The organism is Bacillus sp. GBSW19 (assembly GCF_002998655.1).
GTDB lineage: Bacteria > Bacillota > Bacilli > Bacillales > Bacillaceae > Bacillus.
In genome coordinates, this window is the sequence record NZ_PVRF01000001.1 from 1,537,085 (window position 1) to 1,562,305 (window position 25,221).

A 25,221-nucleotide genomic window follows, 5' to 3' on the forward strand; every position below is an offset into this window, starting at 1 on the left:
AATATGTTTCACCATAAATTTATGCCTATTTACAAGCCGATATGATAAAAACTTGTTTTCTGATAGGAGGGGCTGATTTATTATTTAATGGCGAGCATTTTATTCAGTGCAAGTAAAGCCTCTTTGGTAATGTCTTCATTGACCTGAATCAAACCGACCGGATCACCTTTATCAATGCTTTCTAGTGACCATAACAAATGAGGAAGATCGATCCGATTCATGGTCAAACATGGACACATATCCGGATTGAGGGATTCAATTTGTTTATCTGGATGCTGATCGATTATCCGCTTGACTAAATTCATCTCTGTTCCAATCGCCCACTTGCTTCCTGCTGGCGCTTCCTTAATCGTATCAATAATAAATTTCGTTGAACCGGCAAGATCAGAAGCCCTGACGACTTCATGCGTGCATTCTGGATGGACAAGGATTTGAATGTCACGGTCTCTTTTTCTCGTTTCTTCAATATTCCGCACCGTAAATTTCTCATGGACAGAGCAATGGCCTTTCCATAAAATCATCTTGATGCGAGAAAGCGGCTGATCGGTGATGAGCTTTTCTTCTATTTGATCCCAGACAGCCATTTCTTCTAGTGAAATGCCTAAATCGAATGCCGTATTACGCCCTAAATGCTGATCAGGGAGAAACAGAATCCGCTCTTTTTGTGTGAGCGCCCACTCCAGCACTTTTTTAGCGTTTGACGATGTAACAGTCGCCCCGCCATGCTTGCCGACAAATGCTTTAATATCCGCTGTTGAGTTGACATACGTGAGCGGTAGGATCGTATCTCCAAACAGATCAGTGAGCTGCTCCCATGCTCTATCCGTTTGCTTCATGTTCGCCATATCAGCCATTGAACAGCCTGCTCTCATATCTGGCAATAGGACCTTTTGATTCTTAATTGACAGCATATCTGCCGTTTCAGCCATGAAGTGAACACCGCAAAACACAATGTACTCAGCCTCCTGATTGTCCGCGGCTATTTGTGCGAGCTGCAGTGAATCGCCTGTTGCATCTGCAAATTGGATGACTTCATCCTTTTGATAATGATGCCCCGGTATAAAAAGCTTTGATCCAAAGGCCCGTTTAATGTCTAACACACGCTGCTTCATCTCATCAACAGAGCGGTGTTTATATTCTTCTGGCATCATGGCTGCATGTTGATTTGCGAGTACATCAAGCAGTGACATGAGTTGTTCCTCCTTTATGACTGAATTCCATATTCATACTAAAATCAAATGCTGGAGCAGAATGTGTCAAAAAACCAAGTGAAATAAAGTCGACACCTGTCCCCCTGTAACTTGGCAATGTCTCTAACGTGATGCCTCCTGAAGCCTCCGTCAGAATTGTCTCCGGCGTCATTTGTTTAAAACGTTTCACTTCGTCTGGAGAGCAGTTGTCAAACATGATGACATCGGCTTTTGCATCAATGGCTTCCATTAGCTGCGTTTCTGATTCAATTTCTACTTCAATTTTCACCATATGACCGGCATATGCTCTTGCTTTATCTACAGCTTCACGAATAGAGCCGCATGCGGCAATATGATTATCTTTAATCATCACTCCATCTGATAAGCCGAAGCGATGATTCTTTCCGCCTCCTGTCTTCACAGCGTATTTCTCCAACATGCGCAAGCCGGGAGTCGTTTTTCTTGTATCACAAATCGTAATCGACGGATCCGCTAATCGCTGCACCGCTTCATGTGTTAATGTGGCGATACCTGTCATGCGCTGCAAAACATTCAAAATGACCCTTTCTCCTTTTAATAAGTCGCTGACCGGCCCCTTTATTTTCGCCAGCACAGCGCCTGAATGAATCCAATCACCTTCCTCAAAAAACAACTCAGCTTGAATCTGTTCATTCAGCAGGCGGTACCCTATGTCAATGACTTGAGAACCTGCCAATACACCCGATTGTTTTGCGATGATGTATGCTGTTCCTTTCTTTTCTCCAAAAATGGCATCAGCTGATACATCTCCAAAGCCAATATCTTCTGTGAAAAAATGAGTCATCATTTGTTTTAACTGTAAACGTTCCATTTGGCACCGATCCTTTCATTTTTCATCATATGAATGTGGCCTTTTTCATGGACAATCTGCATGCCCCGCCACAAAGCATCATTCCGATTTGGATAATCCATTCGAAAATGGCCGCCTCTGCTTTCTGTACGAAGTAATGCAGACTTCACAAGGCAAATCGCTAATGCCCATTGATTGCTTAATTCGATCTGTTCACTTGTGATATTCTTCACATTCGTTTGCTGATAAGGGACTTGCTGTAATACTTGAAGCAAGGCCTTTAGCCCTTTTTCGTCTCTTACAATTGCGGCATATGTCATCATCCATTGTCTCAACTGATCCTCTGAAATCGCTGGGACGGACCATACTTCTTGAATAGAAAAAGATGGGACTATTTTTTTCTGTTTAGGTACCTGTTCAATTCTCCGTGCCGCTTTGTGTCCTAAAACGAGACCTTCCAAGAGAGAATTACTCGCTAATCGGTTCGCTCCGTGTAAGCCTGTACAGGCCGCTTCTCCGATAGCAAAAAGAGATGGAACAGTGGTTTCTCCATATTCATTCACGCAGATTCCGCCCATTAAAAAATGCATACCAGGGGAAACTGGGAGCCTGCCGCTTGCCATATCGACACCTGCCCGCTGACACATCGCATTAATTGCTGGAAAACGAGCTGAAAAATGTGGAATCTCGCGGATATTGAGATACAGATCATGACCTAATTGCTGCTCATGAAAAATAGCTCTAGCGACCACATCTCTAGGCGCTAAATCAGCTTGTGGGTGAATGCCTTTCATCATCCTCCTGCCTGTTTCATCTTCTAAATAGGCTCCCTCTCCCCGGACTGCCTCTGAAACGAGACCGACTGCTTTTCCAGCGATCGTTAAGAGGGTGGGGTGGAATTGAACAAATTCAAGATCTGCTAATTGTGCCCCGGCTCGATAGGCCATCATCAGTCCGTCTCCTGTTACAGAAGGGTCATTTGTGTTTGTTTCATATAGGGAGCCGCAGCCGCCCGTGGATAAAACAACTGCATCTGCGGTCATGGTATGGACGTGTCCTTTCTCATCTTTCCACACCACCCCTATGCAGGTTCCTTCATGGACCAATAGATCAATGACATGGTGATATTCGTATAAATGAATATGTGAGCCAAGCTGACTTTTTAAATACTGCACGAGGGTTTTGCCTGTTTGGTCTCCTCCTGCATGCAAAATGCGATGAGCCGTATGTGCCCCCTCTTTACCTAATTGCGGCTCGCCCGTCTCCGTCTGATCAAATGGACAGCCTTCTTCTACGAGCTGCTCCACCAATTGCTTTCCACGACTTACGATCTCTTGTACCGCCCTCTCATCATTGTGATCACAGCCGGCAGCTAATGTGTCTTGTACATGCTGATGAACTGAATCCTGTGCTGAAAAGGCAGCAGCGATTCCTCCTTGTGCAAGCATGGAATTACTAGAGGAAAATTGTTTTTTTGTCATCATGATAACTTGGCAGCTTTCTGAAATGGTTTTTGCAAAGGAAAGCGCTGCAATGCCTGATCCCACCACAATGACTTTTTTGATTGATGACACCTTCGCCCCTCCTGTCATTTACACCTGTCTTGACACATATCATTACACAACACTACAATAAATACAAGAAAAAATTTTCTCATAGGAGATGGATGGATTGGTTTATTTAGATTACGCAGCTTCTACACCTGTTTCAGAGGAAGCACTGCATGTTTTTCAGCAGCTAAGTCAAGATTGCTACGGGAATGCAAGCAGTCTTCATGATGCAGGTGGAAGAGCAAATGACATACTGACTTACAGCAGACAATCATTCGCTGCCATTCTTGAGGGCGAACCAGACGGCATCTACTTTACAAGCGGCGGAACAGAATCCAACCTTCTTGCGATTCAATCGATTGCAAATGGTCTGCCAGCACACAGGCAGCATGTCATCACAACTTCTGTAGAGCACCCTTCTGTTCATCATGCGGTTAGTAGCTTAGAGCGTCTTGGCCTGAAGGTCACAATCATTGAACCGAATCAAGATGGGATCATCACTAAGGACATTCTCAAAGAAGCATTATTGCCTGAAACAGGACTAGTATCTATTCAGCATGCTAATTCAGAAACAGGGATTATCCAGCCGCTTGCTGAATTAGCACCCCTTTTAAAAGAAAGGCACATACTTTTTCATACAGATGCCGTGCAAACATTCGGAAAGATTCGTGTGTCCATCAAGGAGCTTGGGGTTGATGCCGTTTCCATCTCTAGCCATAAAGTGTATGCACCTAAGGGCGCTGGTGCTGTCTATATGGGCGCACATGTTGCTTGGAAGCCTTTATATTCAGGTGCAGTTCAGGAAAATGGCTTCCGCCTTGGAACAGTGAACGTTCCATGCATCGGTGCTTTTGCTGCTGCGAGCGAACAATTGATGCTTAAGCTAGATGAGCAGCATCAACAGAATGAGCTGCTTCGTGATTATTTTCTTCAGCAGCTGAAAATGAGACAACTTCCTGTTCGTACACTTCAAAACAATGGCAATCGCCGCATGCTGCCTCATATTATTGGTTGTTTTTTTGAAGGGTTTGAAGGACAATATGTAATGTTAGCATGTAACCGGCATGGGATTTGTATATCGACTGGAAGCGCATGTGCTTCAGGTTATCATCATCCTTCCCCCGCTGTGAAGGCATTGCACATATCAGATCGTGATGCCCTTCAATTCATTCGACTATCATTTGGATCGAAGTCATCAAAAGAGGACATCGATCAGCTTTTGCATACATTCGAACAATTGCAAAAGGAGAAGAAAGGAGCATAAGACGTGGAGCAAGAGAGGAAACTCATTGGCGAAGAGAGAAGAAACGCCATTTTAGAGTGGCTGAAAGAAACAGATACACCGCTCACCGGAAGTTTTTTGGCTAAAAAGGCGGCTGTCTCTCGACAAGTCATTGTACAAGATATGTCACTATTAAAAGCAAAAAACGAACCCATTATTGCCACAAGTCAAGGCTATGTGTATATGGCACCGCAGCATGCGCCAGAAAGAGAAATTGAACAAATCATCGCCTGCAAGCATGATCCTGTTCGCACAGAAGAGGAACTGACCTTGATTGTAGACTTTGGTGTGACAGTGAAAGATGTGATCATAGAGCACCCTGTTTACGGTGAACTAACGGCCTCTATTCGCGTCAGTACTCGCAAGCAAGTAGCTGATTTCGTTCATCACATTTCTAACACGGGCGCCTCCTACTTGTCAGAACTAACAGACGGCGTGCATTTACATACACTCACTTCTTACAGTCAAAAGCAGCTTGACCAAGCCATTCAAGCGCTCGATGACGCTGGTTTTTTAATTAAAGACTAAAAAAATAGTGTCCTGCAAGGGACACTATTTTTCATTCGTTAGTTCATATGTTTGGTAGCTGCCGAGCAGTTTGACCTCACAGCCAATCGCTTCTAATTCCTGAATCGCGCCAGGGACAAGGACATCATCCATTTCTTTTTCTATATCTATAATAAATAAATAGTGTCCAAGACCTGTTTTTGTCGGACGAGATTCAATTTTTGACAAGTTGAGATTCCGCCAAGAAAAAGCAGATAACACGCGATGCAATGCACCTGATTGATCATCCTTTGGCAGACTGACCACAATGGTCGTTTTTGGCTTCGATGAGAACCCAGCATTCATTGGGAACGACGCCTTAGGATCTTTATGTAAAATAACAAAGCGTGTATGATTGTGCGGATAATCATGAATGTCTTTTTTTGCAATCGTTAAACCATACGTTTGTGCGGCAATTTCATTGGCAATGGCCCCAGCAGCCTCATCCGGATGCTCACTGATATATTTTGCTGCATAACCTGTTGATTCTACTGGACGATGCGGAATATCTGGGTACTGCTTTTTCAGAAATTGATGACACTGGGCAATCGCGTGCGGATGTGATTGGATCACATCTAATGTCTCCCAGCTTTCCGCTCTTGATGGGTGGACAAGCAAATGCTGCCGAATCGGTGCTGTCATTTCACCAACAATGGACAGCGCTTCCTCATGAATTAAATAATCAATCGTTAAGTTCACAGATCCTTCGAGTGCATTTTCAAGTGGAACGACCGCCAAATCTACTTCGCCTTTTGACACAGCATCCATACATTGCGGAATCGTTGCATAGGCACGCTGCACTGCATCTGTTGGAAAGCAAGAGCATACGGCCAAATGAGTAAATGTTGCCTCTGGTCCAAAATAACCTACAGTTAATTGCTTCATCTGCTATGATCTCTCCTTTTACGCCCCAGAACCTAGAATTTCAACTTTTTCGACAAATTCAAGTTTTCTTAATTGATTCATGACTGTATTGATATCATCTGCCATACCAGCCGTGCTAATGGATAGGGTGACATTCGCTCTTCCCTGCAGCGGAATCGTTTGGTGAATGGATAACACATTACAGCCAGAGTCCGCCACAATTTGAAGCAGCCTTGACAGAGCCCCAGACCGATCCTCAAGGTGGAAAAACAATGTGATGATCTGCTCTTTCACCATTGTATAAAATGGAAAAACAGCATCTCTGTATTTATAAAAAGCACTGCGGCTTAAATCCGCTTGTTGAACAGCATCGGCAACTGAATCCGCTTTTTTGCGATCGAGAAGCTTTTTGACTTCAAGCGTTTTTCGCATCGCATCTGGAAGGACATCCTCTCTTACTAAATAGAACGTTTCTTCTTTCACCTGTTTTCTCCCCTTTTAAAAACGGGAGAGCCCATGGACTGGACCCTCCTTTTGATCAATCAATAAATTCAAATTCAAATTCAAGCAGACGAATGATGTCGCCGTCTTTTGCACCACGCTCACGCAAGGCATCATCGACACCCATTCCGCGCAGTTGTCTAGAGAATCGTTTCACGGACTCATCTCTTGAGAAATCTGTCATCTTAAACAGTCGCTCAAGTGCTTTACCCGTTATGACAAACGTACCGTCAGGATCTCTTGTGATCTCAAATGGCGCGTCTCCCTCATCAAACCTGTACATCACCCGGTTATCAGACAGTTCCTCTTCATTATAGAGCGGGAATTCCGGTGTTGTTTCAAGCTGATTGGCGATTTCAAATAAAAGCTCACGAAGCCCTTCTCTTGTGATCGCACTAATTGGGAACACTTTATAGTCATCCGTTAATTTTTCTTTAAATGCCGCTAGATTGTCAGCTGCTTCTGGCATGTCCATTTTGTTCGCTACAATGATTTGTGGACGCTCAGTCAATCTCATATTGTATTGCTCAAGCTCTTCATTAATCGTCACATAATCTTCGTACGGGTCACGCCCTTCAAGTGCTGACATATCAATGACATGGACAATAACCCGTGTCCGCTCAATGTGGCGTAAAAATTGATGACCTAAGCCAACGCCTTCGTGCGCTCCTTCGATCAGTCCTGGCAGATCCGCCATGACGAAGCTTCGGTTATCATCTGTTTCGACAACTCCTAGGTTCGGCACAAGCGTTGTGAAATGATAATCCGCAATTTTCGGTTTCGCAGAAGAGACAATTGAAAGCAGTGTCGACTTCCCGACACTTGGGAAACCAACAAGTCCAACATCTGCAAGTACTTTTAGTTCTAAGATGACGTCACGTTCTTTTCCCGGCTCACCGTTTTCAGAGAGCTGCGGTGCAGGGTTTGCCGGTGTTGCGAAACGTGAATTTCCACGTCCGCCTCGTCCGCCTTTTGCAATGACTGCCCGCTGTCCATGCTCTGTTAAGTCAGCGAGTACTTGTTCCGTCTCTGCATCTGTCACGACCGTACCGGGCGGAACTTTGACAATCATTTCTTCCGCATTTCGGCCATGCTGGTTTTTACTCATTCCATGCTCGCCGCGATCCGCCTTAAAATGGCGCTTATAACGAAAGTCCATCAACGTTCTGAGTCCTTCGTCTACTTCAAATACAACATCTGCACCATTTCCGCCGTCGCCGCCAGCTGGTCCGCCTTTTGGCACATATTTTTCACGACGGAACGCCACCATACCGTTTCCGCCGTCACCGCCTTTAACATACACTTTAACCTGATCTACAAACATAACTTCCTCCGTTTCTCTGCATCACATATCTCGTTCTTGCCTCAAACAAAGCTCAATCATGGACTCATGACTTGTCACATGAAATTGAGCTACACTCATACATGGATAGTTTGCGTCATGAAACGCATTTAACGCATCCAAACTTGTTAATTTTCCTTTGAAATCAAAATATAAGACCACATCATTCTCTTCTTGATCTGTTTGGAACGTGACCGTTAAATGATTTTCAGTTTTTTGGCAAACTGATTGATCGAATATCGAAAACAACTCCTGTGATACCGTTAGCAGCTGCGATTCATATGCTGATAAGTCTCGGGTTTCACCAAGCACTTCATATTCTAGGGTGATAAAATGCGACTCCCAATTAAATGTTAGAAAGTAATAGGCCAATTGGGGAATTTTTAAATTTGAGAGTTTGGATTCATGCTGTGCTTCAATGACCATTTCTTCTATAATTTCAAACACCCGGTCATATTTTTCTAATGTCAAGTTGCCCTTGATCAGCTGCAATTTATTCATCCAATCGTGTCTTGAACGACTGAGCAGATAGATCAATTCATTTGTTAATGCAACGTGAGTTAATTTTTCGTTTTGTTTACTTGGTATCTCTTCCATTATCGCACTCCCAATCGTTTGGTCTCTCTTTTAGGAGTCTTATCATCACTATGTCTCCCTGAATTATAACAGAGAAGACAGCATAGAAAAACACTAGTTATGTGAGGAAAGGTTGTTTTTTCTGATCTATAGGAGAAAATGAGGCAAAGTCAGCAAACGTTCTTTGATATTTATGGAGTGCATCTTCTTTTATCATCTTCGATACTACTTGTAAAAAGTGAAAAAAACTCCAGTCAATGACCGGAGTTTTTAGCAATTATTGTGCCGCAGGATATACGCTCACTTTTTTACGGTCACGACCGAAACGTTCGAATTTAACCGTTCCGTCGATTTTAGCGAAAAGAGTGTCGTCGCCTCCGCGTCCAACGTTTTCACCTGGATAGATTTTCGTTCCACGTTGACGATAAAGGATAGAACCACCAGTTACGAATTGACCATCAGCACGTTTAGCGCCTAAACGTTTAGACTCAGAGTCACGTCCGTTCTTTGTAGAACCTACCCCTTTTTTAGATGCGAAAAATTGAAGATCTAATCTAAGCATGAAGTTCACCTCCTATTTTTTTGTAGATATTCTCACATAATCGTGATAATCTCGTTCGATTGTCTCTAAGGAAACGACCATGCCTTCTAAAAGCAGCTGGGCTTTTTCAAATGATACTGGATCTGTATCAGCTGGCAATTCAAAAGAGAAATAGCCGCCTTCTTCACCAATATCGAGCAGTGGATCCATTCCTGTCAGTGCAATAATTGAATTGACTGAGCCGAAAACAACAGCAGATACACCTGCACAAACGAGATCCTGACCTTTTTCAGCAAACTCGGCATGTCCAGTCATCTGAAAAGACGTAATGCTTTCATCTGCTGCCGACCGAGTAATGGTTGCTTTGATCATATCACTCACACGCCTTAAGCGTTGATTTTTTCGATAACAACTTTAGTGTAAGGTTGACGATGACCTTGTTTCTTGTGGTTGTTTTTCTTCGGTTTGTACTTGAACACAGTAATTTTTTTACCGCGACCTTGTTTTTCAACTTTAGCCGTTACTGTTGCTCCAGCAACTGAAGGGTTACCCACTTTGACAGTGTCTCCGCCGACAAACAATACGTTTTCAAAAGTTACTGTTTCACCTGCTTCAGCAGCTAGTTTTTCAACATAAACAGTTTGACCTTCTTCAACTTTTACTTGTTTACCACCAGTTTCGATAATTGCGTACATCTCTGCACCTCCTAATAAACTCAGACTCGCCGAATACAGGGGGCCTTAGGCTCTTTACACCTGCTTCGCGCGGTTGTAGCACGGGTGCTACATATCCATAACATTAAAAAATATATCAAATTAGACGCAGAATGTCAACGTATTTTCATCACTAGTACGGCAAAAGGAGCTCTTCCATTGAGGAGGTGGTTCTTCGATCTGAAAAATACGCATGGAGCAGTTCATTTTCGTCAAGCTGGCTCATTTTCACGCCATCTCTTTCAATAATAATCGGATGCTTACAGCCTCTTTGGAATCGCGCCATTACTTCATATACTTTTTCCTCAGCGCTCGCTCTCAGCGGAATAAGCTTTTCTACCTTTTGCTCTTTTTTACCGTAATAGCGTTCTAGTAAAAAGCGGACCCTGACGTAATGCCGCTGCCGGTGTTCCATTACGAGTGAATAGGCTAAAAAAGTGAGCAGCACCCAGCCGTTGAATTGCAGCGGCGCAAACAAAAGCAACCCTGCAGTCAATAGAACGAAAAAGACAAGTGAGCCTTTTATGGCAAGGGTATGTGCACGTTGGAAAGGGTAATATGCTGATAAGAGCAAAAAAAATAATTTCCCGCCATCAAGCGGCCAAATAGGCAAAAGATTCACAAGGAAAATCGCCATATTATAAAAAGTGAACATCGTAAAAATGTCGTGCGAAATAAGAGAAGTTTCCATGAAAAGCCATGCCATAAGCTGGAGCGGTACATGCTGGAGCGGCCCGCATAAAATGACCGCCAGCTCTTCCTTTAGCGGACGGTTCCCATGCTCTTCTACTTCTACCGCTCCGCCAAATGGCAGTAAAAAAATCCGCCGAATGCGCCAATGATAATAGCAAGCAGCCGCTGCATGTCCAAGCTCATGGACAAAGACGATGATGAGCAGACAAAGCAGCGGCTTGATTTGACCAGAGAGAATCGCAAACGCCATCACAATCCACAGCAGCGGATGAATGTGAATTTTCGTCAGCATGACCAGCCATCTATTCAAAGGTCATCACCTGAATAGGATCGATAAACTGTTCATTTTGCTTAATGGCAAAGTAATACGTGCCCTTTCCTTGATCATCAAGTGAGATCTGGCCAATTTTCTCACCCTTATCGACAAAATCGTATAAGGCCACATCGGCTTCCTTTAATTGACCGTACCAGCTATAGCTGTTATCCGCATGCTGCACGACCACTGTAAGCCCAGTGTCACTTTTCTTTTTTACCTCTACCACATAGCCTTCTTTCATACTGTCAATGGCTTCAGCCGATGTTTCGACTTTGACACCTGCTCCATTTTGCGTAAAGGATTCCTGCACTTTTCCAGAAGCAGGTACAGCCAGTTCTTGGTTCGCTTGTACATCTTTTTGGTCTGCCTTTTTGTCGGTTAAAAAGGCAAGGGGGTTTCCAACTGTTTTCTCAAACCAGTGATTGGCAGCAGCAAATTGAAAATCTTGCTCAAAGGTCTGCGTAATGATCGGCTTCAGCTGCTGAAACGGCCCTGCCTGACCTTTAAATGAAATGGCTGCAATCAACACAAGGGACGCAGATAATAAACATTTAAGCACAAAAGCATTGGGGTTAAATAACGGATGCCGATATTTCTTCGGCTGGTGAGACGACGACTCAAAGGAAGACGACCCTGAATGCTTTTCTTCCTCTGTCAGCATGACCCATGGAGGGATATCTTCTTTTTTCTTGAAAGTCGTCTTCTTAGGTGGAGCAGCTGGCTGCTTCGTTTTGCGGCGCTGCGCGATTTTCTTTCGGTACTCGTCCACTCTTTTCATGAGATCACCCTTTACATACAAACAGTTTGTACATTTTATGTGACGACCTCATCTGATATGCAACAAAAAGACCGATTCTCATCGAATCGGTCTCATCTTACTTGAATGCTTATGCTCTTACACCAAAAAATGCTTTCAGCTTCGCAAACATTCCTTTGTTTTCATCTTCAAATGATTGAAGCGGAACAGATTCGCCTAGTACACGGCGGGCGATATTACGATACGCAATCGATACTTTGTTTTTAGCATCCATGACAATCGGTTCACCATTGTTTGAAGCCTTAATCACGTCGTCATCATCTGCGACAATGCCAAGAAGGTCAATCGATAAGTGATGTACAACTTCATCCACATCCATTGAATCGCCACTTTTCGCCATGTGTGTACGAATACGGTTGACAATCAAACGAGGTGGTTCGATATCTTCTTGTTCTAACAAGCCGATGATACGGTCAGCATCTCTCACAGCTGAGATCTCAGGCGTCGTCACGACAATTGCCTTATCTGCACCAGATACAGCATTTTTAAAGCCTTGCTCAATTCCAGCAGGGCAATCAATGACGACATAATCAAAGTCTTGTTTCAATGATTGAATTAATTCTTTGATCTGCTCCGGCTCTACAGCCGTTTTATCGCTTGTTTGAGCAGCGGGTAAAAGATACAAAAGATCCTCGAAACGCTTATCTTTTACAAGCGCTTGGTGAATTTTACATCTTCCTTCTACTACATCGACTAGATCATAAATAATGCGGTTCTCAAGCCCCATCACGACATCTAGATTCCGAAGGCCAATATCGGTATCCACTAGACACACTTTTTTCCCTTGAATTGCTAGTGCTGTGCCTAAGTTTGCAGATGTTGTTGTTTTGCCAACGCCGCCTTTTCCTGAGGTAATCACAATAGCCTCGCCCAATTTCACATTCCTCCCTCAAGCCTTGTCAGATTAGGTCTTATATGAGCCAATTGCTGCAGGCGTTCAATGATCATGTTGCCATCTATATCTAAATAAGCACATTCCATTTCGTTTCCATCTTCTTTTTGATCTGGTGCACGGTTAAACACTTGTGCGATGCGAAGCTGAGTTGGAATCATACGAGATGCCGCAATGACAGCTTGTTTATTCCCATTACATCCAGCATGTGCTACGCCTTTTAATGCGCCGAGCACAAAAATATTTCCCCCTGCACGAATCGTTCCGCCAGGATTGACATCTCCTATTAATAAGAGATCTCCTTCGACATACAGCACCTGTCCAGAGCGCACAATTTTGGCTACAGAGGTAATTTCGGCCTCTGCTTTTAATCGTCTCGCCTCTTCAGTTGACATGACGTCACTTTCAATGGAGTGAATGACGAGATGTTCATTTTCAGAGACCGCTTCAGTCAAACGCATTTCCTGATCCTCTGTTAAATACCGAAAACCAAGCTTAATATGCACATTAACCTTATGCCCTTCTCTACCATCTGTATATTGCTCAAGTGAAAGAACCTCTCGCAAGCCAGAAAGAAGGTCATCAAACGAACAGTCATCATTTAACTGTAATGTTAATCCGTTTTTTGTACCTTTTATCGTCACATATTGCTGTTTTTGAGTTTTCAAGATGCTCACCTCAACAACATACTCATTTCGCCGTAATTGGACAAACTCCTGCTTTTATTCGTCGATCAGTCCTTGTTTCATATTGATGAAAAAGAGCCTAAGCGGCACAACAAGTATGAGAGACGCAGCAGTATTTAAAAGAATCGTTGGAATAAAGCGTTCGATGACATACGTATTAAACGGCATAATCCCTGGTTGAATTGTCGCTTGAACACCGTATACATAAAACTCCATCACGGAAACAGCAATAATCGACAGAAAGACGACCACTAACATATTCGTTTGCAGAACTTTAAAGGCTTTCGCTAGCAAATAGCAGAGCGCTCCAAAGCCAAACATATGAACACCAAGTATGCCTGTATACGAAATATCATATAAAAGTCCAAAGATAAAACCGAAAATCACACCATATTTTTGATTCACAAAAGCAGTCATAAATACAAGTGCGAGTAAGATGAAATGAGGAGCTAAAATTTGATTGTCTGAAACAAATGGGAGCTTCACTAGATCGACAAAAATACTGTCAAATACGAAGATAAACAACATGACGAAAGCAAGAAGGACACGTCTCACGAGCCTTCCTCCTTCGTCAATTCAGATGCATCTGCCGTACTTGAGCTGCGATTCACCACAATCACGCGGTCTAAATTGTTGAGTTCGGCCGCTGGTTCTACATAAATAATTTTTGTCAGGCCGTAATGATCTGGTTCGATTTCACTCACCTTACCAATCGTCAAGCCTTGCGGGAATACGCCCCCTGCTCCAGATGTTTCAACAAGATCTCCTTTTTTGACATCTCCATCTGCATCAGATTTCAGAATATTCATTGTCAGCATTTTTTTCTTACTGTCATAACCATTAATAATTCCGTTGAGTTCTTCTTTGCCCTTTTTCGCAAAAATTTTCGTTGAAATTCTATTATTTTGGTCCGTAGAGCTTAGCAACCTTACAGTTGAAGTAAAATTGTTGAGCTTATCACTTTCAATTTTCCCAATTAACGCACCACTCTCATTTGTGACCGCCATATCTTTGTCAACGCCTTGTTTTTTCCCTTTATCAATCATCACAAAGCTATCCCAAAGGGACGGGTTTCTCGCGATAACCGTTGATAGAATTGGCGTATAATCACGAATAGAGTTCACATATCCGAGCTGCTTGCGAAGCTTTTTGTTCTCATCTTCTAGTTCTTGAAGTTTCGCCTCATATTGAGTTTGTCCATCAAGTTTTTTTCGGAGACGCTCGTTTTCATCATATGTGTTCTTTAAATCTTGTACGTTCCCATAAATACCGGCAATAAATTGTGATGGTTTATGAAAGACACCTTGAAAAAAGCCTGTCGTATCCCCCACTAATTTTTCCGGCCATGAAGCACCTCTGCCGCTTTTCACTGAAAAACCAATCATGGCCACCAGTACGATGACACAGACAAGGAGCAACATTAATCTTTTATTCATAAAAAACTGCGGCATGTCTTACACCTCTTTATTTACGCCCGATTATCGATTATCTTTAGATTTTCCTTTGAACAAATGAATATGCTCTAGTGCTTTTCCTGTTCCGATCGCCACACAGTCAAGCGGGTCTTCAGCAATAATGACTGGCATCTTCGTTTCATCACTAATGACTTTGTCAAGATTACGAAGCAATGCACCGCCGCCAGTTAAAACGATTCCACGGTCCATAATATCTGCTGCCAGCTCAGGCGGGGTTTTTTCAAGTGTCATTTTCACCGCATCGACAATTGTTTCCACCGTATCGCGAAGCGCTTTTGCAATCTCATCTGCCGTAATAGAGATCGTTTTTGGCAGACCTGTTAAAAGGTCACGGCCGCGAATATCCATCTCATCATGTACATCAGGCTGCGCAGAACCGATTTCCATTTTAATGGCTTCTGACGTACGATCACCGATCATCAGGTTATACGTTTTACGGATGTAGCTGCTGATCGCATCATCCATTTCATCTCCTGCCACGCGGATCGACTGTGAAGTCACAATGCCGCCAAGAGAAATAATGGCTACCTCTGTTGTACCGCCGCCAATGTCCACAACCATACTTCCTGTTGGCTCCCATACAGGCAGGTTAGCACCGATCGCCGCAGCAAATGGTTCTTCAATCGGGTATGCGTCACGTGCTCCAGCTTGTCTTGTCGCATCAATGACTGCACGCTCTTCTACAGCTGTAATACCAGATGGTACACATACCATCACGTAAGGTTTACGAGCAAAAAGCCCTTTGCCTTTTAATGCTTGATTAATGTAATATTTCATCATTGTTGCTGTCGTCTCGTAATCTGCAATGACTCCGTCTTTCATCGGGCGTAGTGCCACAACATTACCAGGTGTACGGCCAATCATGTTTCTAGCGTCATTTCCGACCGCCACTATAGACTTCGTATCAGTTTCCAAAGCTACGACCGAAGGTTCTCTTACAACAATGCCTTTTCCTTTAATAAAAACAAGCGTATTCGCTGTTCCAAGATCTATTCCAAGGTCTTTTGTACCAATTCCAAACATATGTATGTATCTTCCTTTCTTAAACCAAAATTCCCTTTAGGGAAAAACTCATAAACTCTATTATATCGTAAAACATTGAAAAAAAAAGTGTTACAAATACCCTTTTTCCTTCAAACTCACAAATTTTTGATCACCTATGACAAGATGATCAAGCAGCTGTATTCCAATCAGCTTTCCACATTCAAAAAGTCGCTGTGTAACTTCAATATCTTCCCTGCTGGGCGTCGGATCTCCAGATGGATGGTTGTGCACACATATAAATGAAGCCGCCGAACGTTTAAAGGCCTCTTTGAAAATTTCACGCGGGTGAACGATCGATGAATTCAAGCTTCCAATAAACACGGTATGTTTATGAAGAACTTGATTTTTGGTATTGAGATAAAGACAAACGAAATTTTCCTGTGTCAAAAATCTCATATCTTCCATCACAAAGTTCGCTCCGTCTTCTGGTGTGCGGATCACATAGCGGTTATCCGTCGTTTGATGGTGTAATCTAGTGCCGAGTTCTAAAGCAGCTAAAAGAGAAATCGCCTTCGCCTTTCCAACTCCTCGGATCTTCGACATTTCTTCAATTGAGGCTTCTTTTACAGAGCGAAGACCGCCAAATGTTTGCAGAAGTCTTGCGGAAATTTGGAGAACTGATTCTTTTTTTGTGCCTGTTCTTAGAAGGATCGCAACAAGTTCATGATTTGACAAACTGCTGGGCCCGTATTTGATAAATCGTTCTCTCGGTTTTTCATCATGAGGGAAATGCTTTAGCAGCATAGGGAAATCGTTCAGGATGACCACTCCTTTTAGAATTCCTTCCTGTCTTCAAAAAGGGGTGATTCCAAAGGTTTCAAGCACTCTGACTGTTTTCGCAATAGGTAGACCTACAACGGAAAAATAATCACCATCTATTTTTTGAACAAACAGTGCGCCTTTCCCTTGAATGCCATAGCTTCCCGCTTTATCAAGGGGCTCGCCCGTATTGATATAGCGGTCTATTTCATTTTGAGTCAGCGTCCAAAATGTCACTTCTGTCTGTTCATAAAATGTTTCTTTTCTATTCTCTGACTGAACCGTGACACCCGTCAAGACTTGATGTGTCTTTCCTGATAATAATTGAAGCATGAAAGCCGCTTCTTTCTTATCTTTTGGTTTCCCAAGACATTTGCCGTCAATTGCAACAATTGTATCTGCACCAATGATCACAGCTTTAGGATTTAATCTTTGAATATCATTTGCTTTTTGTTCTGCCAACCATTGGACGTTCTCAGCAGGAGAAAGGTTTCGATTTATTTCTTCTTTTAAATGACTTGCTTGAATGTCATAAGAAAACCCTGCTAGATCAAGCAATTCTTTTCTTCTAGGTGATTGAGATGCGAGAATCAATTGGTTCATGTTTGTTCATCCTTTCAGGGTTTAGCCTAAGAAGTAAGATACCCATTCATCCTAGCAAATGTACATCTTACCGACAATCTACGAAAATTCATTTTTCATGTACCTTCATCATTATGTTGGATGTAAAAGAAAAAAACTAGTCATTTTTTGACTAGTTTCGTTTCTTAAAAAATGATTTTACGTATTTAATTGATCAAGCAGTGCCTGCTGAGATTTCCAGCCGTTTTCAGCAGTTGGTTCATTTAATAGCTGCACAGCTTTTAGCAAACTGCTTTTAGCCGATGCGTCCGCTGTTTTGGCACTTTCAAGCTCAGAAACCAGCTGCGTGACTTCCTTTTGATCCACTTCATCGCCGGCAATCACTTTAGAGGATAATACAGATGCCTTTTCTATTAAACTAGTCAGCTCATCCGGTACTTGAAATGAGAGCTCCTTTCCTCCCCACGCCTCAAAGTGCTGATCGATCAGCTTCTTCCCTACAGCGCTTGTCATTCCCTGCTCTGTCGCAAGCCCAGCAATGACATAATATCCATCATCCATTGAGACCTTTTTCCCTGCATACCCTGCATCTTTTAAACTGCCAACTAAGTCATCTGCTCCTTTTTCAGAAGAAAATTTCCCAGCCTGTACAACAAAGGTTGATAAACTGCCAGAGGCACTTTTTTCATCGTTGTTCTCTTTTGAGTCATCCGTAGTACCTGCTTTCGGCGCATCCCCGCCGGCTTTCATCGATGATTGATTTCCAGATCCAGATGCCGAGACACTGATATCTCCTCCTGATGGACTTGGTGTACCATCTTGACTTAAACTAAGCGCAAACACCCCAAGGCCTGTCCCAAGAACCACCGCAAACACAATCGTTGTCATCACTCTCTTGAAGGGGCCGCGGTTTTTACCAAACTTCTGATCAAAGGAGCCTTTTTTCTTTTGATAAGGCGTGACGACCTTTGGATCAGAATGATAAATATGATCAGCTGCATCATCCCACTGGAAATCTTCTTCTTTCGGTTTAGACGAATCTTCCTGAGAAGCCGCTGTCTCCTGTTCCGACTGCCTCTTTTCCTCCCAATTCGAAAACGTCACTTGATCTTCCTGCTTTTTTGGCGGCTGATGATCATCTTCATGCAGCATTTCTTCCTTGCCATTAATATTGACCTTGAGCCCTTGTTTTTTTGCCTGCCTCTTTTTCACTGTCATTCCCCGCTTTCTGACATGTTTGTAAGAAAGACCTTTCTGTCCAATGAATCAGCGCGAATTTAACCCGTCCTTCTTTCTGTTTCACACTTTAACATAGCAGTAAAAAAAAAGAACAAGACTTTTGTCGGCAGGGCAAAAAAGTGTTCGCCAATTTTTTCACCCCTTCGACTAGCCAAATAGAAACAAGACAGGAGCACCAAAGAGATACAGCCAAAAAGAAAAAGCGATCGCAGGAACAAAGGGGAATGGCTCGTCTAATTGAAAGGAAAAGACCTTCGCATAGACCATTCCAGCGATACATGAGAGAAAAAGCATGAGAAGGAACGGCTTGAATCCAAAGCAAAACGCAAGCAAACTGAACAGCTTCATATCAGCTCCGCCAATGCTATTTGGCTTAAAATAATCTAGACTAGAAAACAAAAGAATGCAAAAAATCAGAGAAGCCGCTCCTTCCCACCAAATAAGGAGCGGTTCCAGCGTGCGGTATATGACGAAAAGAGGGAAAAAGAAGAGAAACAGCTCGTTCGGCACCCTCATATAGAGAAGATCACTCACGACAGCAATCACGAATAAACTACAAAGAATCACAAGGAAAAGACCTTCAAACGAAAAACCAGCGATCCTATAAACGAACAAAAAAAGACCGCCTGTCAGCAGCTCAACCGTTGGATATAGCCAAGACAACCGAGTGCCGCAATGTTTACAAGACCCCCTCCATACAACATAAGAAACGAGCGGGATCATCTCATGCAGGGAAAGCGGCTGTTTACAGACTGTGCAGTGAGAGCGAGGGAAGAGAATAGACCGCTTCACTGGCAGCCTTTCGCCAACGAGATGAAAGAACGACCCCATCGTGATGCCTGCAAGAAACAGAAAAATCTCAATCATATATGGTGCTCCTTCCGGGAATAAGATAGACCGGATTTTACCATGACCCTATCCACTAAAGCATCTAGTGAAAATATGATTTTCCCCCTTTTCTACATATAAAAAGAAAAAGACGCAGGAGGCATCAAAGCCATTTGCGTCTTTTCGTTACCCGATCATACGATTTCGTATATCTGAAATAAAATAAAGAGAGCCTGTCACAAGGAGCACCGCTGAAGGATCATCACTCTTTTTCTGAATCCATTCAAGCACTGCACGAGGATCATCATCATACGATTTTGCCTCTAACTGACTGCACGCATAAAGTTTTTCAGCTGATTCCGCTCTTGGAAAGTCAAACGAAACAAAATGAATAGATGAACTAACAGCTTCAAGCTTTTGAATCATTTGCTTGTACGGCTTATCCTTTAAAGCACTAAAACAAACATGCACTTGTTTACCAGAAAAATGAGCTTGTACCGTTTCAATTAAACGGTCGATTCCCTCTTCATTATGAGCGCCGTCTAAATAAACTGCTGGATGGTCTTTGACTTTTTCAAATCTTCCAGCCCAAACTGCATTCCGAATACCTTCATATACCTGTTCTTCTGTCACACTAATATAGCCTTCTTGCTCCAGCCATTCAATGAGTAGAACGGCAAGAGAAGCATTTTGCCGTTGATGCGTTCCAATTAATCCTGTTTCAAGCTGCGGATACTGCCTTTTTGATGTGTGTAACGTAAACCGTTCGCCTGTTTCTGTTGGCTGCTGCTCACCGAAGGTACAAGTATGCTGTAATGAGATGCATTCCGCATTCTTTTCTTTTGCGATGTTTTGAATGACCGCAAGTGCTTCCGGTTGATGAACAGCAGTGATCATCGGGATACCCTCTTTGATAATGCCCGCTTTTTCAGATGCAATCTGTTCAAGTTTGTCACCTAAAATTGCCATATGATCATGACCAATTGACGTAATCGCTGTTAAAATAGGTACGGCAACATTTGTTGAATCAAGTCTTCCGCCAAGCCCTGTCTCTAATAGGACAAAGTCTACTTGGTGCACATCGGCAAAATAAGCAAATGCACATGCGGTAATGATTTCAAATTCTGTTGCTGCGCCAAGCTCGGTTTGATCTAATTCATCAACAAAAGGCTTGATCTTATTCACCAAACTCAGCCATTCTTCATCCTGTATAGACGCTCCGTTCACGCTGATTCGTTCATTGAACGTTAAAATAAACGGAGAGGTGAAGGTTCCGACCGAATAGCCTGCAGCCTGTAAAACGGAACGAGTAAACGCAATGGTTGAACCTTTTCCATTTGTCCCTGCAACATGCACCGCTTTTATGCGTTGTTCCGGATGGCCTAGTCTGTTCATCAGCCACTTCATTCTTTCAAGACCCGGTTTTACACCAAAGGCCAGTCTACTGTGAATCCACTCAATGGCTTCATGATAGGTTGTAAACAATGTCATCTCTCATTTCATACGAAATTTTCAAAAAAGACGACTCCATTTTGTTAGGAGCCGTCTTTTCAACTTTATGCTTTCAGCTCTTCAATCCGCTTTTGAACAGCTTCGCGTTTTGCGACATAATCACGTTCTTTCGCACGCTCTTCTTCTACGACACTTTCAGGCGCTTTTTTCATAAAGCCTTCGTTGCCAAGCTTTTTCTGGACGCGTTCTACTTCTTTTGTCAGCTTATCAAGCTCTTTTTGCAGACGAGCAATTTCCTCATCTAAGTTAATTAAGCCTTCAAGCGGCAGAATGAGCTCTGCTCCAGAAATAACAGCCGTCATCGCTTTATCACTAGCTGGGACATCTGTGCCAATTTCAAGAACACTTGGGTTCGTGAAGCGCTCAATATATGAACGATTCTTCTCTAAACGTTCTTGTACATCAGATGTGGATGCTTTGATGTAAAGTTCGACTTGTTTGCTCATTGGTGTGTTTACTTCACTGCGAATGTTACGAACAGAGCGAATGAGTTCAACAAGCAGTTTCATGTCAGCAGAAGCTTGATCATTTGAAAGCTCCGGCTTCACCTCAGGCCAAGCTGCTACAGTAATGGACTCACCTTCATGTGGAAGATGCTGCCAGATTTCTTCTGTTAAGAACGGCATAAACGGATGAAGAAGTCTCATCGTTTGATCTAATACGTACGCAAGGATCGAACGAGTCGTTTTTTTCGCTGCTTCATCTTCACCATAAAGTGGAAGCTTCGCCATCTCAATGTACCAATCACAGAAATCATCCCAAATGAAGTTGTATAAATGTCTGCCCACTTCACCGAATTCATACTTGTCAGCTAGCTGTGTGACACTTTCAATCGTTTCATTTAAGCGGGTTAAAATCCATTGGTCAGCGACTGATTTTTCTCCAGTCAAATCAAGTTCATCATACGTTAAGCCATCCATGTTCATTAAAGCAAAACGCGATGCGTTCCAAATTTTGTTCGCAAAGTTCCAAGTGGATTCAACCTTTTCAAAGCTAAAGCGAAGATCCTGACCTGGTGAGCTTCCAGTCGCTAAGAAATATCTTAATGAATCTGCACCGTATTGATCAATGACCTCCATTGGATCAATTCCGTTGCCGAGCGACTTACTCATTTTACGTCCTTGTTCGTCGCGGATCAGTCCATGAATCAGAACGTCTTTGAACGGTTTTTCTCCTGTGAATTCAAGACCCTGGAAGATCATGCGAGAGACCCAGAAGAAAATGATGTCATAGCCTGTAACAAGCAGGTTTGTTGGATAGTAGCGCTTGAAGTCTTCACTGTCTGCATCTGGCCAGCCCATTGTAGAGAAAGGCCAAAGCGCTGAACTAAACCATGTATCAAGCACATCGTTATCCTGTTCCCAGTTCTCCAGATCTTCTGGCGCTTCCAGTCCAACATATACTTCTTTCGTTTCTTTATGATACCAAGCCGGAATGCGGTGTCCCCACCATAGCTGACGAGAAATACACCAGTCACGGATATTTTCCATCCAGTGTAAATACGTCTTTTCAAAGCGGTCTGGAACAAATTGAACTTGGTCGTCCCCATTTTGAAGGTTGATGGCTTCGTCTGCCAGCGGCTGCATTTTTACAAACCATTGAGTAGATAAATAAGGCTCAACGACAGCTCCGCTTCGCTCACTATGACCAACTGAATGCATGTGGTCCTCAATTTTGAACAAAATACCCTCTTCTTGTAAATCTTTCACAAGCTGTTTACGGCATTCGAAGCGGTCCATTCCTTTGTATTGCAGTGCATTTGCATTCATTGTGCCATCTTCATTCATGACAAGAATACGCTCTAGCTCATGGCGGTTTCCAAGCTCAAAGTCATTCGGGTCATGGGCAGGTGTAATTTTCACAGCTCCTGAACCAAACTCCATATCGACATAGTCATCACCAACGATTGGAATCTCTCGGCCTGTAATTGGTAAGACCACTGTTTTTCCAATCAAATGCTGATAGCGTTCGTCATCAGGGTGCACGGCAACGGCTGTATCCCCAAGCATGGTTTCAGGTCTTGTCGTCGCAATTTCAATTGAACCCGTGCCATCTGAAAGCGGGTATCTCAAGTGATAAAACGCACCTTGAACATCTTTATAAATGACTTCAATATCAGAAAGTGCCGTTTTCGTCGCTGGATCCCAGTTAATGATGTACTCTCCGCGATAGATAAGTCCTTTTTCATACAATTGGACAAACACTTGGCGTACCGCTTTATTCAGACCTTCATCTAATGTAAAACGTTCACGTGAATAATCAAGACCAAGTCCCATTTTCGCCCACTGGCTGCGAATAAAGTCCGCATATTCTTCTTTCCATTTCCACGTTTCTTCCACAAATTTCTCCCGGCCAAGGTCATAACGGCTCACGCCTTCTTCGCGAAGCTTTGCCTCTACCTTTGCTTGGGTCGCAATACCGGCATGGTCCATTCCTGGAAGCCATAGAACATCATAGCCCTGCATCCGTTTCATACGCGTCACAATATCTTGAAGTGTAGAATCCCATGCATGCCCAAGGTGCAGTTTTCCTGTCACGTTTGGTGGAGGAATGACGACTGTATATGGATCTTTCGTTTTGTCATTTTGTGCTTCGAAGAATTTCCCTTCAAGCCAGTACGTATAGCGGTCTTTTTCAATCGCATTTGGATCGTACTTTGTTGGCATTTCTTGATTATTTGTTCCCATTTGTGTAACCTCCACATTTTTTCGGCTGATGAAACATAAAAAAAGCCTTTCCATCCTTATAAAAGGACGAAAAAGCTTTTTCGCGGTACCACCTTTTTTCATGGTACACATAGACGTGTCCCATACACTCTAAAGGATAACGGGGTTCTCCCGAATTTCTCTACTTGTTCATTCAAGAAATTAAGCTCACAGGCGACCTTCCAAACAAGTACATCCTAGGAAACCTTTCAGCTCATGGTCTCCCTCTCTTTAGGGTCTTGCTCGTACTCTTCCTGATCCACGCTTACGATATATCACGTTCATCAGCACATACTCATCTTTTATTTATATTACTAAATGCCTTTTGTTTTCGTCAATCATCTTTTCCGCTTTTCTTCTTCTTTATACAAATTGGGCAGGCACCCTTTGCCCTATTACCCATATGATAATAACAAAATGAAGAAGGAGGGCGTTTGCTTTGAAGAAGATCAATCCTTACACACTTCCCCCCTGGCTGAGACAAATTCGGGCAGTGGCCTCCCAAGTCGTTCTCCCGATTGCGATATTTCAAGGGTTTCGTACGATCATTTTCCCCACGACATTTGACGTCCTCATCCTAGGTATTTTGATTTTTCTCGCCTGCGCCTTTCACCTTGATTGGTTTTAAACTCGCGCTTATGTAACGGCCAATATGAACACAAAATAACCTCGTCATTCCGCTGATGACGAGGCACTTTGTTCTTCTTCAAGCCGTCTAGCCTGCTCAATCTCATGAATCTTCATGACGATCGGCTCTGAATTTTTCATCTGCCAATACGCTCTTAACAGCCGCTGACAGCTCTCCATTTCATCCTGCCCGCCTGCTTCATAGGCTTTTACTGTATCAAACAGACCTTGCGGATAAGCAAGGTAACTAAGAAACAAATGCAGCTCTTCCTCCCGAAGAGGATTTCCTTTTTGGTACGTATAAAACAAGGAAGTGCATTCAGGACAAGACGTAGGATAGGTTTTGAATGTCCGAAAGTAAAAGGTTAGAAGGTCATAAATGGGGGCGGCTTTTTTAGACCGCTCAAAATTGGTGAAATGTCCTGTGCCCACATCATTATACAAAAAGTGATGAATCGACAGCTGCCCATGATTTAACACAACACGTGTTGTCTCTTGATCTTTCATTTCTTCATGCCAATCTTCTAATCGTTCAAGCGCAAATTCGCTGGCAGACATCGCCTCTGAAAAATACATCGCAGCAGCCAGCTCAAATGGTGACATATACCAAGTCTGCTCTGCCCGCTCTATGAATCGTTCATACATGTCTTTCTCTGTTTCCCATTTGGTCTTGATTTGTGTGTAGTGCGCTTCTATCTCTTGCTCTGTGATATCCATCATCACTTCAGTCCGCTTATGAAGTCTTGCAATCTCTTGAAATAAATATTCATGTTTATCGTCCTGCTCTTCTCTCTTTTCATTCGTCAGCCACGGCATGAGATAGTATGCGTACTGGCTTTCTCGATGACTTGAGAAAAAAGAACCGCTCTTCGTCCGATAAATCGGCACAAAAGAGCGATAGCCCTTTGATTCTAGTTCAAGCATTTGCTCTGTAAACTGCATATGTCGACTGGCTTTTACTCGCTTTAGGGCAAATATGCCCTGCTTTGTATATACTTTGACAACAGCAGGACTGACAGGTTCAATGTATTCCGCCTCAAGCCCGTATTCGTATAGGATAGATTGGATTTCATCCACGTTCACTCACCACATTTTCTCGGTCGGTCATCGCT

The 25,221-nt window shown here is 43.1% G+C and carries 27 protein-coding genes and 2 other annotated features; of the genes, 3 read left to right on the plus strand and 24 right to left on the minus strand.

Annotated elements, in window-relative coordinates; all coding sequences use genetic code 11:
* Positions 1-80 precede the first annotated feature (80 nt).
* Genes nadA through nadB form a run of 3 tightly spaced genes read right to left on the minus strand, consistent with a single transcriptional unit; the run spans position 81 to position 3,593 of the window.
* Entirely contained in the window at positions 81-1,190 is a 1,110-nt protein-coding gene (gene nadA, locus C6344_RS08190; protein WP_106072862.1) for a quinolinate synthase NadA, read from the minus strand.
* Positions 1,177-2,040 carry a carboxylating nicotinate-nucleotide diphosphorylase gene (gene nadC, locus C6344_RS08195; protein WP_060596881.1) on the minus strand — a complete coding sequence of 288 codons (864 nt, stop codon included), beginning with the start codon at positions 2,038-2,040 and terminating at the stop codon, positions 1,177-1,179. Before nadC ends, nadA begins: the two co-directional genes overlap by 14 nt.
* Positions 2,022-3,593 (minus strand): L-aspartate oxidase, encoded by a 1,572-nt coding sequence (nadB, locus tag C6344_RS08200; protein WP_106072863.1) that lies wholly within the window; start codon positions 3,591-3,593, stop codon positions 2,022-2,024. Before nadB ends, nadC begins: the two co-directional genes overlap by 19 nt.
* Before the next feature lie 97 nt (positions 3,594-3,690).
* Here nadB and C6344_RS08205 point away from each other — a divergent pair, with 97 nt between their 5' ends.
* Positions 3,691-4,833 carry an IscS subfamily cysteine desulfurase gene (locus C6344_RS08205; RefSeq protein ID WP_189313014.1) on the plus strand — a complete coding sequence of 381 codons (1,143 nt, stop codon included), beginning with the start codon at positions 3,691-3,693 and terminating at the stop codon, positions 4,831-4,833.
* A gap of 3 nt (positions 4,834-4,836) precedes the next feature.
* Positions 4,837-5,379, plus strand: a complete 543-nt coding sequence (locus C6344_RS08210) for a transcription repressor NadR (protein WP_060596884.1) — start codon at positions 4,837-4,839, stop codon at positions 5,377-5,379.
* Between the two features lie 24 nt (positions 5,380-5,403).
* Here C6344_RS08210 and pheA read toward each other — a convergent pair whose 3' ends face one another.
* The 20 genes from pheA to C6344_RS08310 form a co-directional block, all read right to left on the minus strand.
* Positions 5,404-6,282 carry a prephenate dehydratase gene (gene pheA, locus C6344_RS08215; protein ID WP_060596885.1) on the minus strand — a complete coding sequence of 293 codons (879 nt, stop codon included), beginning with the start codon at positions 6,280-6,282 and terminating at the stop codon, positions 5,404-5,406.
* Between the two features lie 18 nt (positions 6,283-6,300).
* Positions 6,301-6,744 (minus strand): ACT domain-containing protein, encoded by a 444-nt coding sequence (locus C6344_RS08220; protein ID WP_003216269.1) that lies wholly within the window; start codon positions 6,742-6,744, stop codon positions 6,301-6,303.
* A 55-nt stretch (positions 6,745-6,799) separates the two neighbouring features.
* Positions 6,800-8,086 (minus strand): GTPase ObgE, encoded by a 1,287-nt coding sequence (obgE, locus tag C6344_RS08225; protein WP_034661626.1) that lies wholly within the window; start codon positions 8,084-8,086, stop codon positions 6,800-6,802.
* Positions 8,087-8,107: 21 nt separating this feature from the next.
* A complete protein-coding gene (locus C6344_RS08230) occupies positions 8,108-8,701 on the minus strand; it encodes a sporulation initiation phosphotransferase B (protein WP_034661629.1) in 594 nt (197 codons plus the stop codon).
* Positions 8,702-8,957: 256 nt separating this feature from the next.
* A complete protein-coding gene (gene rpmA, locus C6344_RS08235) occupies positions 8,958-9,242 on the minus strand; it encodes a 50S ribosomal protein L27 (protein ID WP_003216586.1) in 285 nt (94 codons plus the stop codon).
* 12 nt (positions 9,243-9,254) lie between these two features.
* Entirely contained in the window at positions 9,255-9,593 is a 339-nt protein-coding gene (locus tag C6344_RS08240) for a ribosomal-processing cysteine protease Prp (RefSeq protein ID WP_034661634.1), read from the minus strand.
* A 14-nt stretch (positions 9,594-9,607) separates the two neighbouring features.
* A complete protein-coding gene (gene rplU / locus C6344_RS08245) occupies positions 9,608-9,916 on the minus strand; it encodes a 50S ribosomal protein L21 (RefSeq protein ID WP_003216781.1) in 309 nt (102 codons plus the stop codon).
* Positions 9,917-9,928: 12 nt separating this feature from the next.
* Positions 9,929-10,001, minus strand: a sequence feature (ribosomal protein L21 leader region).
* Positions 10,002-10,067: 66 nt separating this feature from the next.
* Positions 10,068-10,937, minus strand: a complete 870-nt coding sequence (locus tag C6344_RS08250; RefSeq protein ID WP_060596886.1) for a M50 family metallopeptidase — start codon at positions 10,935-10,937, stop codon at positions 10,068-10,070.
* On the minus strand, positions 10,930-11,721 hold the full coding sequence (locus C6344_RS08255; protein WP_034661641.1) for a M23 family metallopeptidase: 792 nt from the start codon (positions 11,719-11,721) through the stop codon (positions 10,930-10,932). The genes C6344_RS08250 and C6344_RS08255 overlap by 8 nt, the downstream gene beginning before the upstream one ends.
* Positions 11,722-11,830: 109 nt before the next feature.
* On the minus strand, positions 11,831-12,634 hold the full coding sequence (gene minD / locus C6344_RS08260; RefSeq protein WP_003216504.1) for a septum site-determining protein MinD: 804 nt from the start codon (positions 12,632-12,634) through the stop codon (positions 11,831-11,833).
* Positions 12,635-12,636: 2 nt separating this feature from the next.
* Positions 12,637-13,320: a septum site-determining protein MinC gene (gene minC / locus C6344_RS08265; RefSeq protein ID WP_106036927.1), complete on the minus strand. Its 684-nt coding sequence runs from the start codon at positions 13,318-13,320 to the stop codon at positions 12,637-12,639.
* A gap of 54 nt (positions 13,321-13,374) precedes the next feature.
* Complete coding sequence (mreD, locus tag C6344_RS08270; RefSeq protein ID WP_034661648.1) at positions 13,375-13,893, minus strand: rod shape-determining protein MreD; 519 nt, start codon at positions 13,891-13,893, stop codon at positions 13,375-13,377.
* A complete protein-coding gene (gene mreC, locus C6344_RS08275) occupies positions 13,890-14,789 on the minus strand; it encodes a rod shape-determining protein MreC (RefSeq protein WP_003216396.1) in 900 nt (299 codons plus the stop codon). The genes mreD and mreC overlap by 4 nt, the downstream gene beginning before the upstream one ends.
* A gap of 27 nt (positions 14,790-14,816) precedes the next feature.
* Positions 14,817-15,836 carry a rod shape-determining protein gene (locus C6344_RS08280; protein WP_012010766.1) on the minus strand — a complete coding sequence of 340 codons (1,020 nt, stop codon included), beginning with the start codon at positions 15,834-15,836 and terminating at the stop codon, positions 14,817-14,819.
* Between the two features lie 90 nt (positions 15,837-15,926).
* Positions 15,927-16,601 (minus strand): RadC family protein, encoded by a 675-nt coding sequence (gene radC / locus C6344_RS08285; RefSeq protein WP_034662037.1) that lies wholly within the window; start codon positions 16,599-16,601, stop codon positions 15,927-15,929.
* A 48-nt stretch (positions 16,602-16,649) separates the two neighbouring features.
* Complete coding sequence (locus tag C6344_RS08290; RefSeq protein WP_034661651.1) at positions 16,650-17,219, minus strand: Maf family protein; 570 nt, start codon at positions 17,217-17,219, stop codon at positions 16,650-16,652.
* A gap of 177 nt (positions 17,220-17,396) precedes the next feature.
* Positions 17,397-18,416, minus strand: a complete 1,020-nt coding sequence (locus C6344_RS08295) for an SPOR domain-containing protein (protein WP_106072865.1) — start codon at positions 18,414-18,416, stop codon at positions 17,397-17,399.
* 168 nt (positions 18,417-18,584) lie between these two features.
* On the minus strand, positions 18,585-19,304 hold the full coding sequence (locus tag C6344_RS08300) for a prepilin peptidase (RefSeq protein ID WP_106072866.1): 720 nt from the start codon (positions 19,302-19,304) through the stop codon (positions 18,585-18,587).
* Between the two features lie 147 nt (positions 19,305-19,451).
* Complete coding sequence (locus C6344_RS08305; protein ID WP_317615019.1) at positions 19,452-20,750, minus strand: bifunctional folylpolyglutamate synthase/dihydrofolate synthase; 1,299 nt, start codon at positions 20,748-20,750, stop codon at positions 19,452-19,454.
* A gap of 71 nt (positions 20,751-20,821) precedes the next feature.
* Positions 20,822-23,464, minus strand: coding sequence for a valine--tRNA ligase (locus C6344_RS08310; protein WP_106039617.1), 2,643 nt, complete (start codon positions 23,462-23,464; stop codon positions 20,822-20,824).
* A gap of 59 nt (positions 23,465-23,523) precedes the next feature.
* Positions 23,524-23,753, minus strand: a binding site (T-box leader).
* A gap of 168 nt (positions 23,754-23,921) precedes the next feature.
* Between C6344_RS08310 and C6344_RS08315 the strand changes: the two genes are divergently transcribed.
* Positions 23,922-24,110 (plus strand): hypothetical protein, encoded by a 189-nt coding sequence (locus tag C6344_RS08315; protein ID WP_003216497.1) that lies wholly within the window; start codon positions 23,922-23,924, stop codon positions 24,108-24,110.
* Between the two features lie 44 nt (positions 24,111-24,154).
* On the opposite strand, the gene ysxE is transcribed toward C6344_RS08315, so the two are convergent.
* Positions 24,155-25,186 (minus strand): spore coat protein YsxE, encoded by a 1,032-nt coding sequence (ysxE, locus tag C6344_RS08320; protein WP_066030590.1) that lies wholly within the window; start codon positions 25,184-25,186, stop codon positions 24,155-24,157.
* Positions 25,187-25,221: the final 35 nt, after the last annotated feature.